20 protein-coding genes are annotated in these 22043 nt (G+C 61.6%); all 20 read left to right on the top strand.

Annotated elements, in window-relative coordinates:
• Positions 1-3: 3 nt before the first annotated feature.
• Positions 4-462, top strand: coding sequence for a D-aminoacyl-tRNA deacylase (gene dtd, locus N2315_03920; protein MCX7828340.1), 459 nt, complete (start codon positions 4-6; stop codon positions 460-462).
• The gene (locus N2315_03915; protein MCX7828339.1) at positions 459-1094 is read left to right on the top strand and encodes an MBL fold metallo-hydrolase; all 636 of its coding nucleotides are present in this window, start codon (positions 459-461) and stop codon (positions 1092-1094) included. The genes dtd and N2315_03915 overlap by 4 nt, the downstream gene beginning before the upstream one ends.
• 140 nt (positions 1095-1234) lie before the next feature.
• Positions 1235-2263, top strand: coding sequence for a rod shape-determining protein (locus N2315_03910; protein MCX7828338.1), 1029 nt, complete (start codon positions 1235-1237; stop codon positions 2261-2263).
• Between the two features lie 15 nt (positions 2264-2278).
• A complete protein-coding gene (locus tag N2315_03905; protein MCX7828337.1) occupies positions 2279-3049 on the top strand; it encodes a rod shape-determining protein MreC in 771 nt (256 codons plus the stop codon).
• Positions 3046-3504 carry a hypothetical protein gene (locus N2315_03900; protein ID MCX7828336.1) on the top strand — a complete coding sequence of 153 codons (459 nt, stop codon included), beginning with the start codon at positions 3046-3048 and terminating at the stop codon, positions 3502-3504. Before N2315_03905 ends, N2315_03900 begins: the two co-directional genes overlap by 4 nt.
• Entirely contained in the window at positions 3497-5254 is a 1758-nt protein-coding gene (gene mrdA / locus N2315_03895) for a penicillin-binding protein 2 (GenBank protein MCX7828335.1), read from the top strand. Before N2315_03900 ends, mrdA begins: the two co-directional genes overlap by 8 nt.
• Positions 5251-5910 carry a hypothetical protein gene (locus N2315_03890; protein ID MCX7828334.1) on the top strand — a complete coding sequence of 220 codons (660 nt, stop codon included), beginning with the start codon at positions 5251-5253 and terminating at the stop codon, positions 5908-5910. Before mrdA ends, N2315_03890 begins: the two co-directional genes overlap by 4 nt.
• 82 nt (positions 5911-5992) lie before the next feature.
• The gene (gene minD / locus N2315_03885) at positions 5993-6781 is read left to right on the top strand and encodes a septum site-determining protein MinD (protein MCX7828333.1); all 789 of its coding nucleotides are present in this window, start codon (positions 5993-5995) and stop codon (positions 6779-6781) included.
• 14 nt (positions 6782-6795) lie between these two features.
• The gene (gene minE, locus N2315_03880; protein MCX7828332.1) at positions 6796-7077 is read left to right on the top strand and encodes a cell division topological specificity factor MinE; all 282 of its coding nucleotides are present in this window, start codon (positions 6796-6798) and stop codon (positions 7075-7077) included.
• Positions 7071-8180, top strand: a complete 1110-nt coding sequence (rodA, locus tag N2315_03875) for a rod shape-determining protein RodA (protein MCX7828331.1) — start codon at positions 7071-7073, stop codon at positions 8178-8180. The genes minE and rodA overlap by 7 nt, the downstream gene beginning before the upstream one ends.
• A 167-nt stretch (positions 8181-8347) precedes the next feature.
• The gene (locus tag N2315_03870) at positions 8348-10150 is read left to right on the top strand and encodes a radical SAM protein (protein ID MCX7828330.1); all 1803 of its coding nucleotides are present in this window, start codon (positions 8348-8350) and stop codon (positions 10148-10150) included.
• Positions 10140-10793, top strand: coding sequence for a TIGR03936 family radical SAM-associated protein (locus tag N2315_03865; GenBank protein ID MCX7828329.1), 654 nt, complete (start codon positions 10140-10142; stop codon positions 10791-10793). The genes N2315_03870 and N2315_03865 overlap by 11 nt, the downstream gene beginning before the upstream one ends.
• Positions 10790-12280, top strand: a complete 1491-nt coding sequence (locus tag N2315_03860; protein MCX7828328.1) for an Rne/Rng family ribonuclease — start codon at positions 10790-10792, stop codon at positions 12278-12280. Before N2315_03865 ends, N2315_03860 begins: the two co-directional genes overlap by 4 nt.
• Positions 12255-15659, top strand: a complete 3405-nt coding sequence (smc, locus tag N2315_03855; protein MCX7828327.1) for a chromosome segregation protein SMC — start codon at positions 12255-12257, stop codon at positions 15657-15659. The genes N2315_03860 and smc overlap by 26 nt, the downstream gene beginning before the upstream one ends.
• Entirely contained in the window at positions 15656-16402 is a 747-nt protein-coding gene (locus N2315_03850; protein MCX7828326.1) for a methyltransferase domain-containing protein, read from the top strand. The genes smc and N2315_03850 overlap by 4 nt, the downstream gene beginning before the upstream one ends.
• Positions 16402-17253 (top strand): 16S rRNA (cytidine(1402)-2'-O)-methyltransferase, encoded by an 852-nt coding sequence (gene rsmI, locus N2315_03845; protein MCX7828325.1) that lies wholly within the window; start codon positions 16402-16404, stop codon positions 17251-17253. Before N2315_03850 ends, rsmI begins: the two co-directional genes overlap by 1 nt.
• A 46-nt stretch (positions 17254-17299) precedes the next feature.
• Positions 17300-19267: a methionine--tRNA ligase gene (metG, locus tag N2315_03840; GenBank protein ID MCX7828324.1), complete on the top strand. Its 1968-nt coding sequence runs from the start codon at positions 17300-17302 to the stop codon at positions 19265-19267.
• 159 nt (positions 19268-19426) lie between these two features.
• Positions 19427-20266, top strand: coding sequence for a TatD family hydrolase (locus N2315_03835; GenBank protein MCX7828323.1), 840 nt, complete (start codon positions 19427-19429; stop codon positions 20264-20266).
• Positions 20267-21385 carry a tRNA guanosine(34) transglycosylase Tgt gene (tgt, locus tag N2315_03830; protein ID MCX7828322.1) on the top strand — a complete coding sequence of 373 codons (1119 nt, stop codon included), beginning with the start codon at positions 20267-20269 and terminating at the stop codon, positions 21383-21385. It abuts the gene before it with no gap.
• On the top strand, positions 21378-22043 hold a 666-nt coding region (locus N2315_03825; GenBank protein MCX7828321.1), incomplete at its 3' end, for an L-threonylcarbamoyladenylate synthase. The genes tgt and N2315_03825, both read left to right, overlap by 8 nt.

Here is a 22043-nt window from a genome sequence, read left to right as displayed (position 1 = left end):
CTGTTGAGGGTTGTTCTTCAGAGGGTGTCCATGGCCAGGGTAAGGGTGGATGGCCAGGTGGTGGGGGAGATAGGGCCTGGGGTATGCCTGCTGGTGGGTTTTTCCCCCAGGGACTCCCAGGAGGACGTTGATTGGATGGCGGATAAGGTGGTGAACCTCAGGATATTCGAGGATTCCAGCGGGAAGCTCAACCTGCCGCTGTCCGAATCGGATCACGGGATCCTGGTGGTGTCCCAGTTCACCCTCTATGGGGATTGCGTGAAGGGCCGAAGGCCCTCCTTCTCCGAGGTGGCTCCTCCGAACCTGGCGGTGGAGCTTTACGACCGCTTCGTCGGCGCCCTAAGGAGCCGGCATCCATTGGTTCGAACCGGGGTTTTTCAGGCCCACATGGCGGTGGAGCTTGTGAACGACGGGCCCGTTACGTTGATAATAGATTCCGATAGGAGGGGTTCTTCCCGATGAGCTTTACGGTTAGGCGGTTCCCCTTGGGGGAGCTGTGGACCAACTTCTACCTGGTTTTCGATGCCGAAGGCCTTGCGGTGGGGATAGATCCCGGAGGGGACTGTCCGGAGGTGTTGGATTTCATGGAGGAGACCGGGCTTCGGCTTCATTGGATAATGCTGACCCACGGCCATTGGGACCACATGGAGGGGTTGGGCTGTCTTAGGAAGGCCGCCGTCGAAGGCCTTGCGGTGCATAGGTTGGACGGCAGGGCTCTCACGGATCCCGCCGTAAACCTGTCGCAATACTTGGGCTCCCAGGGGGCCTTCGACCCTGCGGAGCGGCTCCTGGAGGATGGGGACGAGCTCTCAGTAGGTTACATGAGCATAAGGGTTCTTCACACCCCAGGGCACACCCCCGGCAGCTGCTGCTTCCTGGTTGAGTCTGGAAACTCCAGGGCCCTGTTCTCCGGGGACACCCTGTTCGCCAGGAGCATAGGCAGGACCGACCTGCCCGGGGGGGATGACGGGGCCTTGCGGGAATCGCTGGCGCGTCTTGCCCGACTGGAGGACTCGCTCAAGGTCTACCCAGGGCACGGCCCGGAGACCACCATAGGGGAGGAGCGCGCTAAGAACCCCTTCTGGCCTCGATAGGGCCGTTGTGCTTCCACCACCTATGAGGTATTCTCATCATCGGGGGAATCCAAGGAGGTTTCCCCGGTTCTTTTGTGCCCTTTGATGGGGACTTGGATATGATCTTTGGAGGGGTTTTTGTGTTTAGATTTCTTGGTTTCTTGAGCGATGACCTTGGAATAGATCTTGGTACCGCCAACATGGTGGTGTACGCCTCCAAGAGGGGGATCGTGTTCAACCAACCCTCCGTGTTGGCCACCAGGAGGACCGGCCGGAAGGGGCAGAAGGAGGTGCTGGCGGTGGGGTCCGAGGCCAAGTGCATGATCGGCAAGACCCCCGCCGGCGTGGACACCATAAGGCCTCTCCAGCACGGCGTAATAGCGGATTTTGAGATGACGGAGCTCCTGATAAGGCACGCCATGGATAAGGCCTTAGGGGGCCGTCGGCTTTTCTCCCACCCAAGGGCCATAGTATCGGTTCCAGCCTGCGTTACCGAGGTGGAGAAGAAGGCGGTGGTGGACGCCACCTTAAGGGCCGGGGCCCGGGAGGCCATGGTGGTTGAGGAGCCGTTGGTGGCGGCCCTGGGAGCTGGGCTTCCAATAAACGAGCCTAGGGGCAACATGATAGTGGACATCGGCGGCGGCACCAGCGAGGTGGCGGTGTTGTCCTTAGGTGGAATAGTGGTGAAGGATTCGATCCGCATGGCGGGGGACGAGATGGACAACGCCATAGTGGAGATGATGAAGCAGAACTACGCCCTCTCCATAGGCCAGACCACCGCGGAGGAGATAAAGTTTGCCTTGGGGTCTGCGGTGCCCCTGGAGCAGGAGCTGGAGATGGAGGTCAAGGGCAGGGACCTGATGGACGGCCTTCCAAAGGTCATAAGGGTCACCTCCACGGAGGTGAGGGAGGCCCTGTCGCCTATCATAGAGGGTATAGAGGAGATCCTGAGGAACGTTTTGGAGAGGACCCCTCCGGAGCTGGTGAAGGACATAGTGGACCAAGGGTTGGTGCTTACCGGCGGAGGGGCGAACCTAAGGGGGCTCAACATACGCCTCGCGGACTCCTTGAACGTCCCGGTGCACCTGGCGGAGCAGCCGCTTTTTTCCGTGGCCCTTGGCCTTGGAAGGATGCTTAAGGACCGGGATTTTTCCAGGAAGGTCTTATCCGCGGAGGTAAGCTCCTTATAGGGGCCGTGGTCTTAGATGAGACGCTTTGAGCCCCTCTGGCTGCACGGACTTAGCGCCACGCTGGCGGGGCTGTTGCTGCTCCTTTGGAGCCTCAACTTCCCGGTGGCCAAGGTGTTTGGGGGTCCCTTTGCGAACCTGTTGAGCTGGCCCGAGAGCCCTGCCCTTCAGGGGCGGCTGGTGCTGCAGGCCTTTACGGGGTGGCTGATAGAGAGGAAGGACCTGAAGGACCGCCTTAGGGAGCTGGAGGCGGAGAACCTGGCCATGAGAAGGATGCTCAGCGTCCCCCATGGTGGGCGTCCTGCGGCCCTGCCGGGCCTTTTGCCAGCCCTGGTGACGCTCCGCTACCCGGAGGCCTGGTGGTCTGAGATCAGGATAGACAAGGGCAGCTCCCATGGGGTTGTGCCGGGTTTGCCGGTGCTGTCGGACGGGTATCTGGTAGGGGTGGTGTCCTCCGTGGAGAGCCACAGTTCCTGGGTTAGGCTTTTGACCTCCCAAGAGTCCATGGTGGCGGTGGTGGTGGACCAGACCAGGGACCTTGGGGTTTTGGGCGGCGACGGCATGGGCAGGATGTACCTGCAGTACCTTCCACCGGACCGGGAGATAACCAGGGACATGACCATATCCACCGCCCTCATGGGGGACAGGATGCCGCCGGGCATACCGGTGGGCAAGGTGCTCTCCAAGGACCGGGAGTCCGGGGGATTTGTGGTATATAACGTTGCCCTCATGGCCCATATGACCCAGCTATATTGGGTGGACGTGATGATAGACGGTGGTTCCCGATGACGGTGGTTCTTCTGTGGCTGCTTCAGGACATGCTTCAGGTGCTCTTCATGGGATTTTTCCTGGTGCCGGACCTGTTCTTCATAGGGCTTCTGAAGCTGTCCATAGGCCGGAGGGAAGTGCCCTTCCAGTGGCCCATTTGGGCCGCCCTGTTGGGAGGGGTTCTTTGGGATCTGAGGTGGACCAGCGTGGTGGGGCTTACCGGGGCCATGCAGGCCTTGGTGCTCACCATCGCAAGGGCGTTGTGGGACAGGACCCCTTCGCCGGGCAGGACCCCGCTTCTTTGGGTGGTCCTTGCCTGCTCCTCCCAGCTCGCCCTTGGGGTGGTAAGGCTTATGCTTTGGGGTGATTCAAGCCTTGCGGCGTTCAGGATGCTGTTGATTCAGCAGCTGACCGCCATGCCCTTGGTGCTGGTTTACGCCTTGGCGGTGCTCTTCCGGGGGAGGGCCTATGACTAAGGGTTTTGAGCGGTTCTACATGGACCGGCGCCTGCAGCACCTTAGGGCCCTGATGGTGGCGTTGCTCCTGATGCTCATAGGAGGGCTTGCGTACTTTCAGATCCTTAAGGGGGACCAGTACGTGGAGCTGGCCTCCAGGAACCGTCTCCGGGTGGTGAGGCTCTCCCCCCCAAGGGGGGTCATAAGGGATGCTAACGGGGTGCCCCTTGCGGTCAACGTGAGGACCTTCGACGTTAAGGCTTATCCCATGGACCTTCAGAAGGACGGCAACCTGGAAAGGGTGGCCGCGCTTTTCCAGAGGAAGGGCATACCCATGGATCCCGCGTCCCTGGCGGAGTCGGTGGAGAAACAGTACGTGGCCCCTTACAGGGCGGTGAGCGTGGCTAGCAACCTAACCCTGGCCCAGGTGGCGGACCTTATGGGGGAGGAGGAGTTTCGTGGGTTGCTCTTCCCATTTCCGGTGTGGAGGAGGGTTTACCCCGCCGGCGACCTGGTGGCCCACGTGGTTGGTTACGTGGGAGAGGTGACCAGGGAGGAGCTTGAGGAGCTTGAGGACCCCAGATACCAGGGGGGGGACGTGATCGGGAAGAACGGCATAGAGGCCTGGTATGAGCAGGAGCTCCGGGGCGAAGTGGGTGAGGACGCGGTGGAGGTGGACGCCAGGGGCCGAAGGCTGAAGGACGTGTCCCACGTGGAGCCGGTTCGAGGAAAGGACGTCAAGCTTACGCTGGACCTAGGGGCTCAGCGGCTCGCGGCGGACCTCATGAAGGGGCAGAGGGGCGCTCTCATCGCCATGGACGTGAGGGACGGCAGCGTGAAGGTGCTTTTTTCGTCCCCCACCTTTGATCCCAATCCCCTTACCTGGGGCATATCCTCCAAGGAATGGAGGGTCCTCATTACCGACAGGGACAGGCCCATGATGAACCGGGCGGTGAGCGGGACTTACCCCCCCGCCTCCACCTTCAAGGTGGTGACCGCCATAGCCGCGTTGGAGGAGGGGGTGGTAAGCCGCTCTACCACCGTGTACTGTCCAGGCCACTTCACGTTGGGCAACAGGACCTTCAACTGTTGGAAGAAGAGCGGACACGGCACCGAGGACCTCACCAGGGCGCTTCGCGACTCGTGCGACGTGTATTTCTACCAGGTGGGGGTGTGGCTTGGCATAGACCGGCTTTTGAAGTGGGCGTCCCTCCTTGGGGTGGGTTCCAAGACCGGCATAGACATAACCGGGGAAGCGGAGGGCAACATAGCGGGGCCTAAGTGGAAGAGGGCCCGGTTTAAGGAGCCCTGGTACAAGGGGGATACGGTAAACTACTCCATAGGCCAGGGATTCCTGTTGATGACCCCCCTTCAGGTCTTAAGGATATACGCCGCCATAGCCAACGGGGGCTATCTGGTGACCCCGCACCTCAATTCCGAAGCCCCCCACGTGGAGAAGGACCTTAGGATACCGCGTTTTGGGTTGGAGGCCATGCGAAGGGGGCTTGAAGAGGTGGTCAACAGCGGTACCGGAAGGCGCGCCGCCGCCTTTGGGGTGTCAGTGGCGGGAAAGACCGGCACCGCCCAGAACCCCCATGGGGACGATCACGCCTGGTTTGTGGGCTACGCTCCAAGGGAGAACCCCAGGTACGTGGCCATAGCCATAGTGGAGGCCGGGGGGCACGGTTCCTCCGCCGCGGCTCCGCTGGTGGGGCAGGTTTTAGCTTACCTGGTCAAGAACGAAAATCCTTTAAGGGGGGCGTCTCGGTGATCCAACTTAAGGGCATGAGCGGGGGGTTGCGCTGCATAATCCCCGAGGGGCTTCCGGACAAGGACATACCATCGGCCCTGGATGAGCTGGTGTCCCATGGGGAACAGATGCTCAAAGGGGCGGAGGTGGTGGTGGACTTCGAGGGCCGGAGGGTGGACGGGGATCTCTTGTGTCTTATCATGAAGCGGCTCATATGGCCCATGGGGATGAGGGTGGCGGCATGGAGGTCCCTTCACGGGGAAAGCCTGGACCTTCTGAAGGGCGCCGGGCTTCCGGTGGAGGAGCCCCGTTTCAGCCTCCAGAATAGGCAGCCCCAGTTTGGACAGCTTCCCGCCATGAGGCTTAGACGGTCCCTACGCTCGGGCCAGCGGGTGGAGCACCGGGGAGACGTGATAGTGGAGGGCAACGTTAACGACGGGGCCGAGGTTTTGGCGGAGGGAAGCGTGATGGTGTTGGGCCGCCTCCAGGGGCTGGTGCACGCCGGGGTGGGAGGAGACGAGGAAGCCGCGGTTTACGCCAGGGTCTTCGAGGCCCCTCAGGTGCGGGTGTGCTTCAAGGTGGGATCCATTGACAGGGATAATCCCTGGTGGGGCAAGCCAGCGGTGGTGTTCCTGGAGGACGGGGCGGTGGTGGTGTCCGACTGGCCGCAGGTTTAGCCGGGGCCGTTCCCTCCTTGGCGGGGAATGGGTCCCCTTAAGGCTTTATAGATTTGTTGGGGGGGAATGAGAATTGGGTAAGGTGGTAGTGGTTACCTCGGGCAAGGGTGGGGTTGGCAAGACCACCACCACCGCCAACCTGGCGGTGGCGTTGGCCAAGATGGGCCGTCGAGTGGTGGCCATCGACGGGGACATAGGGTTGAGGAACCTGGACCTGGTGATGGGGCTTGAGAACCGGATAGTCTACACCCTGGTGGATGTGGTGGAAGGGGCTTGCAGGCTCAACCAAGCGATGGTGAAGGACAAGCGGGTGGACAACCTGTACATGATACCCGCGGCCCAGACCAGGACGAAGGACGCGGTTAGCGCCGAACAGATGGAGGGCTTATGTTCCGAGCTTCGGCAGGACTTTGATTACGTCCTGGTGGACAGCCCCGCGGGGATAGAGGCGGGTTTCAGGAACGCCGCCCATGGGGCAGATGAGGCCCTGGTGGTGACCACCCCGGAGGTATCGGCGGTGCGGGATGCGGACAGGATAATAGGACTCCTGGAGTCCATGGGCAAGTCCCCCATAAGGTTGGTAATAAACCGCATAAGGCCCCACATGGTGAAGAAAAAGGACATGTTGAGCGTGGAAGACGTCCTGGAGGTCTTGGCGGTGGACCTCATCGGGGTGGTGCCCGACGATGAGTCGGTGGTAACCTCCAGCAACCGGGGAGAGCCCCTTACACTGGGGGAGAGTTCCCCCGCCGCCATGGCCTTCAGGGATCTTGCCATGCGGCTGGAGGGGCAGCAGGTTCCGTTCCCCCCCCTGGAGGATCATCATGGGGAAGGGATAATAGCCAAGTTCAAGAGGATATTCAAGGGTTGAGGGGGCGGTGGGCCATGGGATTGCTTGACAGGCTCTTCAGGGGAAGCTCTAATTCCGGCGTCACCGCCAAGGAGCGCCTGCAGCTGGTTCTCATCCACGACAGGAGCGACATATCCCAGGAGATGATGGAGAACCTAAGGCGGGATCTGATATCGGTGATAAGCAAGTACATGGAGATCGACGAGAACAAGATAGAGCTTGAGCTGGAGAAGGAGGAGCGGTCGGTGGCGCTGGTGGCCAGCATACCGGTGGTAAACGTGAGGCGCTGCGGGAGGACCGGAAACGCCAGATGCTGAAGGGTCCCAGTTGGGATGAGATGCGCAAGGGGATGGACCTGCCCCTTTGGTTTATCATGCTGGCCCTCTTCGGGCTAGGCATAATGGCCCTGTTCAGCGCTTCCCTGGGGGTAAGGAAGGCCAATTACGGGTTCCCGTTGAAGCAGGCCCTATGGGGGCTTCTTGGAATGGGGGCGTACTTCGGGGTGATGGCCTTGGGTTACCGGAAGGCCGTTGAGGAGTCCCACAGGGTGTATGGAGCCACGCTGTTCCTGCTTCTCTTGGTGTTGGTGATGGGGCACACCGCCAAGGGGGCCCAAAGCTGGTTCTCCTTGGGTCCAGTAAGGCTTCAGCCCTCGGAGTTCGGGAAGATAGGGCTGGCGCTGTTCATGTCAAGGCACCTTTGCAGGTTTCCCCCGGAGGACCTTAAGTCCCTGGGGTTGGCCCTGGGCGCTTCGGGCATATCGCTGGTGTTGCTCCTGTTGCAGCCTGACCTTGGCAGTTCCCTTGTCTACTGCGTCATGATAGGGGCAGGGTTCTGGGTGGCGGGGATCAAACCCAAGTACATGGCCTCCATGACGGCGTTGGGGCTGTCCATGCTTCCCCTGGCGTGGGGCTTCCTCAAGCCCTATCAAAAGATGCGGCTCATGGTCTTCATAGATCCCAAGGTGGACCCCCTTGGGGCGGGTTACAACGTGATCCAGTCCAGGATCGCCGTGGGGTCCGGGGGGTTGTGGGGAAAGGGCTTCCTGGAGGGTACCCAGGGGAGGCTGCACTTCCTGCCCGAGGCCCACACGGACTTCATCTTTAGCGTGTTCTCCGAGGAGTTCGGTTTTTTGGGGGGGCTTTTGGTGGTCCTCCTCTTCGCTGCCCTGATATGGAGGATTTTCTTCGTGGCCGCGGCGGCCAAGGACCTTAGGGGCAAGGTGCTGTGCTCCATGGTGGCCGCCTGGATCTTCTTTCAGGCCTTCGAGAGCATGGCCATGAGCATGGGGCTTGCGCCGGTGACGGGACTTCCCCTTCCCTTCTTCAGCTACGGCGGAAGCTCCCTTTTGGCGGAGTTCTTAGCCCTGGGGCTCGTGCAGAGCGTGGCGGTCCAGACCAGTTTGGAGCGTTTTGACTGAGCTATTCCCTATCCCCTTGGGGCTTGCCCCTTCGCGCCGCGGCCCTTCCGATCCGCTAAGGCCCCCTCAAGGACGCCCTTGGGCGATGGCGGGTTTCTTGGAGGTTGAAAAGTCAAAAATGAAAAATGAAAAACCGTCCCCTTGAGGGACTTTGGAGGAATTGATACATGGGTTTTATCGATACGGAGGATCGCCGGTGGCCCCTTTGGGCGTCGGTGAAGCGCCCCGCCAGGTACGTTGGCGGGGAGTACGGTCTTATTCCCCCTAAGGAGGGGGACGGGATAGTGCGCATATGTCTGGCCTTTCCGGACGTGTACGAGGTGGGTATGAGCTACCTTGGGTTCCAGATCTTCTACGGCCTTCTCAAGGAGCTGCCCAAATCCGACGTCGAGAGGGTTTACTGCCCTTGGGTGGACATGGAGAAGGCCATGCGGGACCGGGGCGAGCCCTTGGGTTCCCTTGACACTGGCCGGCCGCTGAAGGACTTCCACGCCGTGGCCTTCACCCTCCAGTACGAGCTTTCGTACACCAACATACTCACCATGTTGGACCTTGGCGGGATACCACTTAGGAGCTCCGACAGATCCGACCAAGACCCGCTGGTCCTGGCGGGAGGCCCCGGGGCCTTTGTGGCGGAGCCCCTGGCGGATCACGTGGACGCCTTTTTCGTTGGGGACGGGGAGGTCCTGTGGCCCAAGGCAGTGGATGCCTTAAGCGCCGCCATGGGGATGCCGAGGGAAGAGCGCCTTAGGGCCCTTGCCTCCATAGATGGGGTTTACGTGCCATCCCTTTGGAATGGTGAGGCGGTAAGGCGGCAGGTGCTGTTGGATCTGGACGGGGGTTTTTATCCCAGGAGGATGATAGTACCATCCTGCGGGATCGTTCACGATCGGGTGGCGGTGCAGGTCTTTCGGGGCTGCACCAGGGGCTGTCGGTTCTGTCAGGCGGGGATGATAGACCGCCCGGTGAGGGAGCGCAGCGGGGACTCCATCGTTGAGCAGGTCAGGGAGCTATTGGACTTCACCGGTTGGGAGGAGGTGGGGTTTCTCTCCCTTGCCACCTGTGACTGGAGCCATCTTTGCGAGGTGATGGAGAAGCTTAAACCCTTGCTCAACCAGCGGGGGGTCAAGCTGAGCCTGCCGAGCCTTAGGATGGACGCCTTCTCCGTGGCCCTTGCGGCGTCGCTTGATACCATGAGGAAAGGCGGCCTTACCTTCGCCCCCGAGGCGGGGACCCAGCGGCTTAGGGACGTCATAAACAAGGGTGTCAGCGACGAGGACATAGACGCCGCCGTGAGGGCCGCTTTCGATCACCGCTGGGACCGAATCAAGCTTTACTTCATGATGGGGCTTCCCACGGAGACGGAGGAGGATCTCAAGGGCATATGGGAGATCTGCCGGCGTGTCCTCAAGATTGGGAGGTCCATGGGGAAGAGGCCGGAGGTCACGGTTTCCCTTTCCGGCTTCGTGCCCAAGGCCCACACCCCGTTTCAGTGGGAGGGGCAGATATCCATGGAGGAGCTGAGGGAAAGGGGAAGGTTCGTGAAGGGCCTCATGTCCAAGGAGCGGTCGCTGAAGCTGTCCTACCACGAGCCCGGCCAAACCTTCCTGGAGGGGGTGTTCTCCAGGGGGGACAGGGCCCTTGGGGGCGTCCTTGAGGAGGCTTGGCGCAGGGGGGCCAGGTTCGACGGTTGGACCGAGATGTTCAACCTGGATCTTTGGCTTGAGGCATTCCATGCCGTTGGGGTGGACCCCCATGAATATACCGCCCCAAGGAGGCTGGAGGGGCCGCTTCCTTGGGATCACATAGACTCCGGCGTCAGCAGGGGTTTCCTGCTTTCCGAGCGGGAGCGGGCCCTAAGCGCCCTGGTGACCCCGGACTGCAGGCAGGGGAGCTGCAACCGCTGCGGTATCCCCCCTGCATCCTGTCCCGTGCTCTTAAGAAGCGGAGGTGCGGCGCGTGGGAACTGAATTTGCCAGGGTGCGCTTTGGCTACTCCAAGCGGAGGGGGGCCTGCTTCATACCACATCAGGAGCTTCCTACCCTGTTCGGCCGGGGGATGAGGAGGGCGGGATTGACGCTGGAGCTCACCCAGGGATTTTCCCCCCATCCCAGGATAACCCTGGCGCCGCCGCTGCCCGTTGGGGTGATAGGCCTTTTTGAGCTGGGGGAGGTTTGGGTTAAGAGAGGGACCTTGGAGGGGTTTAAGCGCCTTAATCGAGCTCTGCCGGAGGGATTTGCGCTGGAGGCGGTGGAGGAGGTGGAGGAATCCGCCCCTTCCCTCTCCAAACTCTGCAACGCCGGGGAGTACCTCCTTAAGCTGAAGGACGGCGGCGTGCCGCCGGAGGGGCTGGCGGAAGTCCTGGGCGGTTGGGATCATTGGCCTTCCGTCGGGATAGATCCGTCTCCAGCCGGCTCGGACGGGCACCTAAAGTTCATAATGTTAAACCCAGACCAGGTGGGGCCGTCGATGATGGTCAAGTTCCTGATATCCTCCGGGCTGGCTTCTTCCTGGTCGGACATCGAGTTGGTGAGGGTGAGGCTGGGGCGCTTCGACCGAGCTGAGGGCTTTGTGGACCTCCTGCCCCGTCCCGCGGAGGGGGTGTCGGTTTGAGGCGAGGCAAGGCCATCGTGGCCAACACGTTGGAGAGCGAGGAGTCCAGGGTGGCGGTGTTGGATCCCTCCGGCCATCTCTTGGATATATACCTCGAGAGGATGTGGGAGAGGCAGCGGGCTGGGGAGATATACAAGGCCCGGGTGGATAACGTTCTTCCCGGCATGAACGCCGCCTTCCTCAACCTTGGGGACGGGAGGAACGGCTTCCTGTACCTGGCGGATTTGGGGCGCAAGCCAAGCCCCGGTGAGGAGCTGGTGGTGCAGGTGGCCAAGACCGCCCGCAAGGGCAAGGGGGCTAGGGTGACCCCCAGGATATCCCTTCCTGGGCGCTACGTGGTGCTGGTGCCGGAGGGGAGGGACGTGGGGGTCTCCAAAAGGGTGTCCGATGAGGAGGAGAGGAAGAGGCTCAAGGAGCTGGGCAGGCAGGTGCTGCCCGAGGGTTTTGGCATGATAGTGCGGACCGTGGCGGAGGGGTGCGGCCTTGAGGAGATGCGCTGCGACGTGGAGGACCTCATGGGCCTTTGGGATGAGATAAGCTCCGCCGCCCGGCGCACCCCGGCCCCATGCCTTCTGTACCGGGACGGAGGGCTTCTTGAGCGGGTGCTTAGGGACGAGCTGGACCGGGACGTTGCGGAGGTGGTCCTTGACAACCCGGAGGACCTGGATACGGTGGCCTCCCTGTGTCTTAAGTTCTTCGGTCCCTCCGGGGGGCCTGAGGTGACGTTGTACAGGGGGCGCGGATCGGTCTTTGAGGTCTACGGCGTTGAGAAGGAGCTTGAGCTGGCCCTTGACAAGAAGGTTTGGCTAAGCTCCGGGGCCTACCTGGTGATAGACCAGGCGGAGGCTCTGACCGTCATAGACGTGAACACCGGGAAATACACCGGAGCCAAGGACCTAAGGCACACGGTTTTGAAGACCAACCTGGAAGCGGCGGAGGAGGTGGCCCGCCAGCTCAGGATCAGGGCCATAGGCGGGATAGTGGTGGTGGACTTCATAGACATGGAGTCCGAGGAGGACCGGAGGGTTCTCCTGGAGAGGCTCAAGGAGCTCTTCAAGGGCGACCGGCACAGGGCCAGGGTCTTTGGGATAACCCCCCTGGGGCTTGTGGAGCTGACCCGCAAGAGGAGCAGGAGCGATCTTCGAAGCATCCTCACCAGGGGATGCCCCATGTGCGGTGGTTCTGGCTTTGTGGAGAGGGAGGAGGCGTCGGCCATGAAGCTGAAGAGGGCCATCCGCAAGGCGATGGGGTCCTCCTCCCCGGAGGCCCTCCTGGTGGCCATGAACCCCCACGGGGCCAGGCACTGTGCGGAGTACCTGCCCTCTTGGGAGGAGGAGTTCCGGTGCCGCATATTTCTGAAGGAGGATCCTTCTCTTCAGTGGGGGAAGTTCAAGCTGGAGTACCAGGGGCAGCTGCGTCAGGCGGAGCATCGCATGGCCCCGTCCTCGGGGGTGGCTTGGGTTGTACATAGGACGGATAGAGCTTAAGGGTTTCAAGAGCTTTGGCGGCGTCCACCAGCTCCCCCTGGAGATGGGGATGGTGGCCATAGTGGGGCCCAACGGGAGCGGAAAGAGCAACATACTGGACGCCATAAAGTGGACCTTAGGGGAGGGGGCCCCGTCGAAGCTCCGGATAAACAAGCAGAGCGACCTGTTGTTTCAGGGGTCCATGTCCATGCCCCCCGCCAAGGAGGCGGAGGTGTCGATCCTCTTCAGGCAGGAGGCGGCCTCCACGGTTTTCACCCGTAGGGTCCAGCAGGACGGTACCACTTCGGTGTGGGTGGACGGCCAAAAGAAGACCCTTTTGGAACTGGAGGACGCCAAGCGGCGGATCAACATGGAGGGGGACCGCTTCGCCTTCATAGGCCAAGGAGAGGTGTCCGAGGTGATCCAGCAGCGCCCCATGGCCCGGCGGATGCTGTTGGAATCGTTGTTGGGCATAGACTTTTATCGCCGCCGAAGGAACGAGTCTTCCGACAGGCTTAAGGGCGTTTCTGAGGACCTGGGCCGGCTCATGGCCTTTTACGGGGAGCTTTTAAACCGCCGGCGGGAGATATCCCGAGAGGTGGAGGCAGCCCAGGAGGTGGAGCAGCTCAAGGCCCAGCTGGAGGAACTCCAGCGTTGCTATTACTGGTGGAGGAGATCCGGCCTTGAGGCGGAGATCCGGGAGTTATCCGACTCACTTCGGTGCATTCAGGCGGAAAGGTCCCTCAGGGCCCGGTGGCTTAAGGTTTGGCGGTCCGCCCTGGACAGGCTGGAGGCCGCCGGCGCTTCCATAAGGGACGGGCAGGCGAAGTCCCAGGAGGCGGCGGACCGGGCCATGCGGGAGATGGAGGAACTTCGGCGCCGCGGCTCCTCCCTTGGGGCGGTGCTTATGGAGCTTAGACGCTCCGGGGAGGAGTCCGCGTGGGAGCTCAAGTCCCTTGAGGAGTCCAAGGCCCGCATGGAAGAGGAGCTTAGGGAGGCGGTTTCCCAGAGGGAGGAGTCCTTGAAGGAAGTGCTTTACCTCAAGGACCAGGAGGCCTCATTAAGCGGCGCCGCCGAGGCCCTTGGTGAGCGTCTTAGGCTTGGCCGTGAGGCCGCCGAAGCGGCGGTTAGGAGGACCCAGGAGGCCAAGGCGGCCTTGGGGGCATGCCTTGCGTCCCTTAAGGCCCTTGGAGCCGAGCGCTTGAAGGGTCTTGAGGAACTTCGGGCCTTGGAGGAATCCGTTTTGGAGCTGAGGTGGTCCGTTGAGACGGCGGAAGGGGCCCTCAAGGACGCGGAGGCCCGGGCGGAGGAGTCGCTGGGGCGCCACCGGAAGGTCCTGGGTGAGTGTCAGGCCATGGCGGAGAAGATCCAGACCGCAAGGCGTGAGATATTAAAGCTCCGGTCCTCCCTGGAGGAGATGGAGGAGACCTTGGAGCTTGAGGTGTTGCCGAGGCCTGTTCAGCAGGTGGTGTCCGCCGCCCGCCTTGGCAAGCTGGACGCGGAGCCTAGGGTTTTGGCCGACGTGTTCCGTTGCCCGAAGGAGATATCCCAGGCCCTTGATGCGTTTCTGGGGGGCCGTCAGTTTTGGATCTTGGTCAAGGACATGGAGGAGTCGGGACGCTGCATAGACTTTCTCAAATCCCGGTCCCTCGGCAGGGCGACCTTCCTCCCCTTGGAGAGGTGCGCGCCAAGAAGGCCCGACAGGAGCCTGTCCAGAAGTGACGGCGTGGTCGGGTTCGCCATGGATCTCATAGAGGTGGAGGACAGGTACAGACCCGCCATGGAGCACATCCTGGGGGATTTGCTGGTGGTGGAGAGCTACCAGGTGGGTAAGGAGATCTTAAGGACCCTATTTCGGGGGCCCGTGGTAACCCTTGAGGGGGACGTCTTCCAGCCCACCGGGGCGGTTTCGGGGGGACGCAGCAAGTCCCAGCGGAGCGCCGTGGAGATGCGTCAGGTGATAGAGGCCGGAAGGGCAAGGCTTAGGGAGCTTGAGGAGCGCTTAGGCGGTATGGAGGAGGCCTTGTCGGAGCTCGAGGTTCGGGAGGCGGAGCTATCGGCCCTGGAGAAGGAGTGTCTTCATGGTGTATCTTTGAAGCGTAGGGAGCTGGAGGAGGCCCGTGCGGCCCTGAGATCCCAGGAGGCCCGCCGGGACCGCCAGGAGGGGGTTTTAAGGGACCTTGACGGGAGCCTTAAGGAGGCGGGAAAAAGGGTCCTGGAGCTTAGGGACAGGTCCAATCTGCCTAAGGGCATTGAGGATCTCTCGAGGGTCGAGGAGGAGCTCAAGACCGTCCTGGAGTCCCACCGTCAGATCTCAGCCAGGCTTGCCCTGGCGGAGGAACGGTACGCGGGATCTTCCGCGTTGTCGGACCGGGTGAAGGCCGAGGTGGACCGCTTGTCTTCCCGGCTGGAGCATTTGAGGTGTTCACTGAAGGACCGGGAGGGGCGGATCGCTTCCGCCACGGGGGAGCTAAAGCAGATAGGGGCCCGATGGCTGGAGGTTAAGGAACAGCTGGTTAGGGCTCAGGGGGAGCTCGAATCCGCCGGCGGCGCCATGGAGGCCCTTGGCGTGAAGTGCCTTTGGTGCAGGGAAAGGATGGCCCGGGCCATGGAAGCCCTGGGGAAGGGGGACATGGCGCTGGAGGAGCTTAGACGCCGTGAGATATCCTGTTCCAAGGAACTGGAGGATCTTGTGGTGGCTTGGGAGGAGGTCTACTCTTATCCCGGTGTGTACCAAGGCCCCCCGGGCGATGGGTTAAGGGGTAAGATTCGGGAACTGGAGAGGGCCATAAGGGACAAGGGGCCCGTGGACATGGGGGTTCTTTCCGAGTCCCGCTCCCTGGATGAGCGTTTGGAGTTCCTTAAAGGGCAGATAGACGACTCCAGAAGGGCCATGGCGGAGCTTGAGAAGGTGATAGCGGAGGCGGACCAGAGGGCCCAGACGGTTTTCATGAGGTCCCTGAAGGACATAGACGACCGGTTCGACTCCCTGTTCAAGCGGCTTTTCGGAGGAGGGGAGGCCCACCTGGAGCTGACCGATTCCGGGGGGCTTTGGGACTCCGGCGTGGAGATAACCGCAAGGCCGCCGGGGAAGAGGCCCCAGGGCATAGCCCAGCTGTCCGGGGGGGAGCAGTCCTTGACGGCGGTGGCGCTTTTGTTCTCCTCGCTGGAGGTGGCTGGATGCCCCATAGCGGTGCTGGACGAGGTGGACGCGGCCTTGGACGAGGTCAACCTGAGGCGCTTTGCGGACCTTGCGGCGGAGAGCTCCGGGGAGAGACAGATACTGGTGATGACCCACAGGCGTATAACCATGGAGAGGGCGGGGCTTCTCTACGGGGTTACGCTGAAGGAGCCGGGCCTTTCCCAGGTTGTGGGCGTGAAGCTGGAGGAATGGGATTGAGGAGCACCCTTGACGACCTTCTTTGGGGCAGCCTGAGAGCGGAGCAGCCCGCGGAGGGATTTGGCCCCAGGGTTACGGTGGATACGGTTTTGCTGGGGGCCTACGTGAGGATCCGCAAAGGCATTAGGGTCCTGGAGCTTGGCTGCGCCCACGGGATTTTATCGCTCATGCTGGTGAAGCGCGGGCTTGAGACCGGCAGGCGTGTCCAGGTGGTGGGAGTTGACATCCAGGGGGAGCTGGTGGAGATGGCGCTGAGGAACCGGGATCGCCACGGCCTTGAGGAGCATGCTCGCTTCTACCGGATGGACATGAGGGACATAACCGGCGCATGGGAGGAGGCCCCTTTCGACGTGGTGGTTGCCAACCCCCCTTACGAGGACCCCAATAGGAGCAGGCCCAGTTCCAGGGACCCGGTGGCCCTTGCGGTCCATGGGCTTGCGTGCGGCCTTGAGGATGTCTTCCGGGCCGCCTCGAGGGTGCTGAAGCCCAAGGGGAGGTTCTTCATGGTGATGAGGGCCCACAGGATGGCGGAGGCCCTCTGCGGGATGAGGGACTTCAAGTTGGAGCCAAAGCGCCTTACCGCGGTGCACCCAAAGCCCCAAAGGGACGCTTCGGTGTTCCTGGTGGAGGCGGTTAAGTGCGCTAAGCCCGGGATGGTTGTGGAGAGCCCCCTTTTCATCTATGGATCCCACGGGGAGTACACCGAAAGGCTTCTTAAGGCCTACGGCGTGGAGGGACTCTGATGCCCCTGGTGTTGGTCCCAACCCCCATAGGCAACCTCAAGGACATGACCTTAAGGGCCCTTGAGGTCCTTCAGGGCTGCCACGTGGTGGCCTGCGAGGACACCAGGAGGACCTTGAAGCTGCTGAACCACTATGGGATAAAGAAGCCCCTGATCAGCCTTCACGAGCACAACGAGGTCATGAGGCTTGGGAAGATGAAGGAGATGCTTTCGGAGGGTCTTCTGGTGGCCTTGGTCTCCGACGCGGGGATGCCAGGTATAAGCGACCCCGGTGAGATGGTGGTCAAGATGGCCATAGAGGAGGGTTTCCCCGTGGACGTCCTGCCGGGTCCTTCGGCGGTCCTTACCGCGTTGGTGATGTCCGGTTTGGGGGCCAGGCGGTTTACATTTGAGGGATTCCTGGAGGGCCGCAGGTCCTCCAAGGAGGCAAGGCTCAGGGTTTTGAGGGACCGGGAGGAGACGCTGGTTTTCTACGTGTCCCCCCACAGGCTTGAGGATGACCTGTCCTTGATGATGAAGGTCCTGGGGGACAGGCCCGCCGCCCTGGTGCGGGAGATCAGCAAGCTCCACCAGGAGGTGCTCCGGGAGCCCCTCTCGGGGCTTTTGGAGATCTGCGGGCGGGAGCCCTTAAGGGGCGAGATGGTGCTTGTGGTGTCTGGTGCCGATTCCAGTTCGGGGGGCTTAGGCGGACTGGGGGCTGCGGGATCGGAGGGCTGGGAGGAGGCGGCGAAGGCTCTTTTGGAGGCCGGCCTTGGGGTTAAGGAAGCGGCGGAGAGGATCAACCGGGAGATGGGTGTGCCCAAGAACCGGGTGAAGGAATTTTTGTTGGGGCTTTTGCGAGGTTCCCGTTGAGGGATTAGAATACATCGAATAACCAAGGTCTAGGGAGGTATGTCCCGTGAGCGAGAGAAACACCTTTTACATCACCACCCCGATATACTACGTGAACGACGTGCCCCACATAGGGCACGCCTACACCACCATAGCGGCGGACGTGCTTGCCAGGCATCACCGTATGTTGGGGCATAGGACCTTCTTCCTCACCGGCACCGACGAGCACGGGCAGAAGATCCAGCAGGCCGCGGCGTCCAAGGGGCTCACCGCCCAGCAGCTGGCGGACCAGACGGTGGAGAACTTCCGCCGCCTCTGGGGGGTCCTTGACATAACCAACGACGACTTCATCCGCACCACCGAGGAGAGGCACGAGAGGGTGGTTCAGCACATATTCTCCAAGCTCCTGGAGAAGGGGGACATATACCTGGGCTCCTATGAGGGTTGGTACTGCGTTCCCTGTGAGACCTACGTGCCCGAGGCCCAGATGGGGGAGGGCAACACCTGTCCCGACTGCGGAAGGCCCCTCCAGAAGATGACCGAGGAGAGCTACTTTTTCCGCATGTCCAAGTATGAGAAACCCCTCTTGGAGTACTACGAGTCCCATCCGGAGGCCATACTCCCCAAGAGCCGCTACAACGAGATAGTTAGCTTCATAAAGGGAGGCCTCAAGGATCAGTCCATATCGAGGACCACCCTGACCTGGGGAGTTCCCGTGCCGGGGGATTCGAGGCACGTGGTTTACGTTTGGTTTGACGCGCTCATAAACTACCTGTCCGCCCTTGGTTACCCCGATGAGAACGGCCTTTGGAAGACCTTCTGGCCCGCCTGCCATCACCTGGTTGGGAAGGACATAATACGTTTCCACTCGGTGGTCTGGCCTGCGCTTCTCATGGCCCTGGACCTTGAGCCGCCCCGCATGGTCTTCGCCCATGGGTGGTGGACCGTGGACGGGGACAAGATGTCCAAGTCCAAGGGCAACGTGGTGGATCCCTTTGAGATGGCGGATATATACGGCGTGGACCCCTTCCGCTACTTCCTCCTCCGGGAGGTGCCCTTCGGCTTGGACGGGGACTTCTCCGAGCGGGCCATGGTGCAGCGCATAAACTCCGACCTTGCCAACGACCTTGGCAACCTCCTGAACCGCACCCTTCAGATGATGAAGAAGTACCGGGACGGGGTGGTGCCCTCCAGGGTGTCCCCCACGGAGCTGGAGCTGTCCATTCGACAGATGGGGGAGGAGGTTACCGCCCAGGTGGATCAGTTCCTCGAAAGGTTTGCCTTTGACGAGGCCCTTAAGGCCATATGGTCCTTCGTGGGCCGGGCCAACAAGTATATAGATGAGACCATGCCCTGGAAGCTGGGTAGCGAAGGCAAGAGGGAGGAGCTTGACCGGGTGCTTCGCACCCTCTTCGAGGCTCTCAAGCTGGCTTCGCAGCTGGTGTATCCCTTCATGCCCAACAGCGCGTCGCGGATATGGTCTCAGCTGGGCCTCTCGGGCAGTGTGTGCGACCACAGGCGTCCCTGGTCCTTCGACGAGATGGAACCCGTGGCGGTTCAAAAGGGGGACGTCCTGTTCCCCAGGATTGACCTTGCTAAGTGGGACGACACCAGGGGACGGGAGCTTGCCGAGCGGATCGCGGCGGCCCAAGGTGGGCAGGGGGCCGAAGAGGACCAGATGGACTACAGCGACCATGAGGATGAGATCACCATAGATGTCTTTAAGAAGGTGGAGCTCCGGGTGGCCCAAGTCCTGGCGGTGGAGCCGGTTCCCAAGGCGGATAAACTGTACAAGCTTGACCTTGACCTTGGGTACGAGAAGAGGACCATCGTGTCCGGCATAAGGGAGTTCTACCGGCCCGAGGAGCTGGTGGGCAAGAGGATAATAGTGATCTGTAACCTCAAGCCCTCGGTGATAAGGGGGGTAAAGAGCAACGGGATGCTCCTGGCGGCGGAGAGCCCCAGCACCAAGAACTTCACCCTTGGGCTTTTGACGGTGGATCGGGATGTGCCCCTGGGCAGCCGGATCCACTAGGCCCGTGGTGGTTTGATCCTAAACGGGGCCGGTCCCCTCTATGAGGGGGCGGCCCTGTTCTAATTTAGCTGTCGGCCCACGTGGGGCCTTTGGATGGCCCCACGTGGTGTTTAAAGGATTTAAAATTAAACGGTTATATGGAGGTGTTCCTTCCCGGTGATGTTCTTCGATAGCCACTGTCATTGGAACGACGGTTCCATTGATGACCAGGAGGTGCTCCGTCAGGCGGAGCGTTGCGTTGAGGCCTCAGTGGGGGCGGTTTTGGTGGCCGGTTTTGACGTGAAATCCTCCGCCAGGGGCGCGGGGCTGGTCCGCAAGGGAGTTGGAGGTGTGACGGTGTTGGCCTCCGCGGGGCTTCATCCCCATGACGCGTCCCAGTGGAGCCGCGCTGTCATGGAGGACCTTACGGGGTTGCTTAAGATGCCCCAGGTCAGAGCCCTGGGGGAGATCGGCCTGGACTTCTGGTACTACAACTCTCCCAGAGACAGACAGCTGGAGTGTTTCGAGGCCCAGCTCCAGCTGGCGGAGGAGCTCAAAATGCCGGTGATCCTGCACATAAGGGATGGGAAGGAGATGGAGGACCGGGCTTTCCCCTTGGCCTTTGACGTTTTGAAGGGTTTTGCGGGGGCAGGAGACCTGAAGGGGGTCCTCCACTGCTTCTCCGGCGGCATAGCGGAGGCCCGAAGGGGGTTGGACATGGGGTTCATGATATCCTTCGCTGGGCCTTTGACCTATCCCAAGTCGGAGGAGAGCCGCCGGGTATGCGCTTACGTGCCCCGGGACATGCTCCTTTTGGAGACCGACTCGCCGTATCTTGCCCCAAGGTCCAGGAGGGGCAGGAGGAACGAGCCGTCCTACGTGGTGGAGGTTTATCATGAGGCCGCCAAGGTCCGTGGAGTTGACCCCAAGGCCCTGGGGCTGCAGGTTTGGGCCAACGGGGAGAGGCTTTTCGGTGCCATCCCCAAGGGATCTTCGGTTGTCCCGGGGGAGGTGGGGTAGGTGAGTTTTAAGGTCGTAGCCCAGTGCCCTGAAACGGGAGCCAGGGCAGGAGAGCTGGTTACATCCAACGGGGTGATCCGGACCCCGGTGTTCATGCCGGTGGGCACCCAGGCCACCGTCAAGGCCATGGCCCCTTTTGAGCTCAAGGCCATAGGCGCCCAGATAATACTTGGGAACACCTACCACCTGTTCTTGCGGCCCGGTGAGGATCTGGTGGAGAAGGCGGGGGGGCTGCACCGGTTCATGAACTGGGACAGGCCCATACTGACCGACAGCGGCGGCTTTCAGGTTTTTTCCCTGGCGGAGCTTAGGACCTTGAACGACGATGGAGTGGTTTTCAGATCCCACTTGGACGGCAAGAGGCACCTCATGACCCCGGAACGGGCGGTGATGATCCAGGAAAGGCTTGGAAGCGACATCGCCATGTGTTTTGACGAGTGCGTTAAGTATCCCTCCAGCTACGAATATTCCATGGAGGCCATGGGGAGGACCATAAAGTGGGCCAGGCGCTGTAGGGATGCCCACAGGAAGGAGGACCAGCTCCTGTTCGGCATAGTTCAGGGCAGCGTTTTCGAGGATCAGCGAATCATGTGCGCAGAGGCCCTGATGGAGATGGACTTCCCGGGGTACTCCATAGGGGGTTTGTCGGTCGGGGAGAGCCACCAGGAGATGTACAGGATATTGGACTGCCTCAAGGGGGTGCTTCCCAAGGAGAAGCCCAGGTATTTAATGGGGGTGGGGCATCCATCCAACCTGATGGAGGGCATAGCCCGGGGTGTGGACATGTTCGACTGCGTGCTTCCCACGAGAAACGGCCGCAACGGGACGGTCTTCACGTCCCGGGGGAAGCTCAACGTGAAGAACCTTTCGCTGGCGGAGGACTTCACCCCTTTGGATCCGGAGTGCTCGTGCTACGCCTGCAGGAACTTCTCAAGGGCCTACATAAGGCACCTTTACAAGGCCGGTGAGATCTTGGCCATGAGGCTTTGCACCTGGCACAACCTTCACTTCCTGGTGTCACTTGTGGAGGGGGCCCGGAGGGCCATAATCGACGGCACCTTCCCGGAGTACAAGGATAGGTTCTTGAGGGTCTTTGAGGGGGATGGGGCCGATGGATGAGCCGATGTTTAAGACCAGGGTGATGGAGGCCTCTGAGGAGGCGGTTAGGCTCGGGGCGGACCTGATCCTCTCGGGGGAGCTGGTGGCGTTTCCCACCGAGACGGTTTACGGCCTTGGGGGAGACGCTACCAACCCAAGGTCCGCCGCAAAGATATACGCCGCCAAGGGGCGCCCGCTGGATAATCCCCTGATAGTACACGTGGGCTCCCTGGAGGAGGCCCGGGGGGTTGGGGTGATGACGGACCTGGCGGAGAGGCTTTGCGGGGAGTTTTGGCCCGGGCCCCTAACGGTGGTGGTGCCCGCCAGGGAGGTGATACCCCCGGAGGTCAGGGGCGGACTCGACACCGTGGCGGTGCGCTGTCCCTCTCATCCGGTGGCGTTGGCCTTGATCTCTGCAAGCGGAGTTCCCATAGCGGCTCCTAGCGCCAACAGGAGCGGGCGCCCCAGCCCCACCGACGCGTTTTCGGTTTTGGAGGATCTTGGGGGTCTCATCCCCCTGATACTGGACGGGGGGCCCTGTGGGGTGGGGCTGGAGTCCACCGTGGTGGACGCCACTTCGGACGTGCCGGTGGTATTGCGCCACGGGGGGGTGACGGCTCAGGATCTCAGGGAGGCGGTTGGTGGGGTGCTCGCCATAGGCTGTCTCTTATACACATCT

This window comes from Thermanaerothrix sp. (assembly GCA_026417795.1).
Taxonomy (GTDB): domain Bacteria; phylum Synergistota; class Synergistia; order Synergistales; family Synergistaceae; genus Thermanaerovibrio.
This window is presented reverse-complemented; position numbering and strand designations above follow the sequence as displayed.

Bases quoted from the DNA above. Each gene is read 5' to 3' on its own strand.
- rodA (MCX7828331.1), top strand. From the start codon at position 7,071: ATGCTGAAGGGTCCCAGTTGGGATGAGATGCGCAAGGGGATGGACCTG.
- N2315_03900 (MCX7828336.1), top strand. From the start codon at position 3,046: ATGACGGTGGTTCTTCTGTGGCTGCTTCAGGACATGCTTCAGGTGCTC.
- N2315_03870 (MCX7828330.1), top strand. From the start codon at position 8,348: ATGGGTTTTATCGATACGGAGGATCGCCGGTGGCCCCTTTGGGCGTCG.
- rsmI (MCX7828325.1), top strand. From the start codon at position 16,402: ATGCCCCTGGTGTTGGTCCCAACCCCCATAGGCAACCTCAAGGACATG.
- N2315_03915 (MCX7828339.1), top strand. From the start codon at position 459: ATGAGCTTTACGGTTAGGCGGTTCCCCTTGGGGGAGCTGTGGACCAAC.
- N2315_03905 (MCX7828337.1), top strand. From the start codon at position 2,279: ATGAGACGCTTTGAGCCCCTCTGGCTGCACGGACTTAGCGCCACGCTG.
- N2315_03835 (MCX7828323.1), top strand. From the start codon at position 19,427: ATGTTCTTCGATAGCCACTGTCATTGGAACGACGGTTCCATTGATGAC.
- mrdA (MCX7828335.1), top strand. From the start codon at position 3,497: ATGACTAAGGGTTTTGAGCGGTTCTACATGGACCGGCGCCTGCAGCAC.
- minE (MCX7828332.1), top strand. From the start codon at position 6,796: ATGGGATTGCTTGACAGGCTCTTCAGGGGAAGCTCTAATTCCGGCGTC.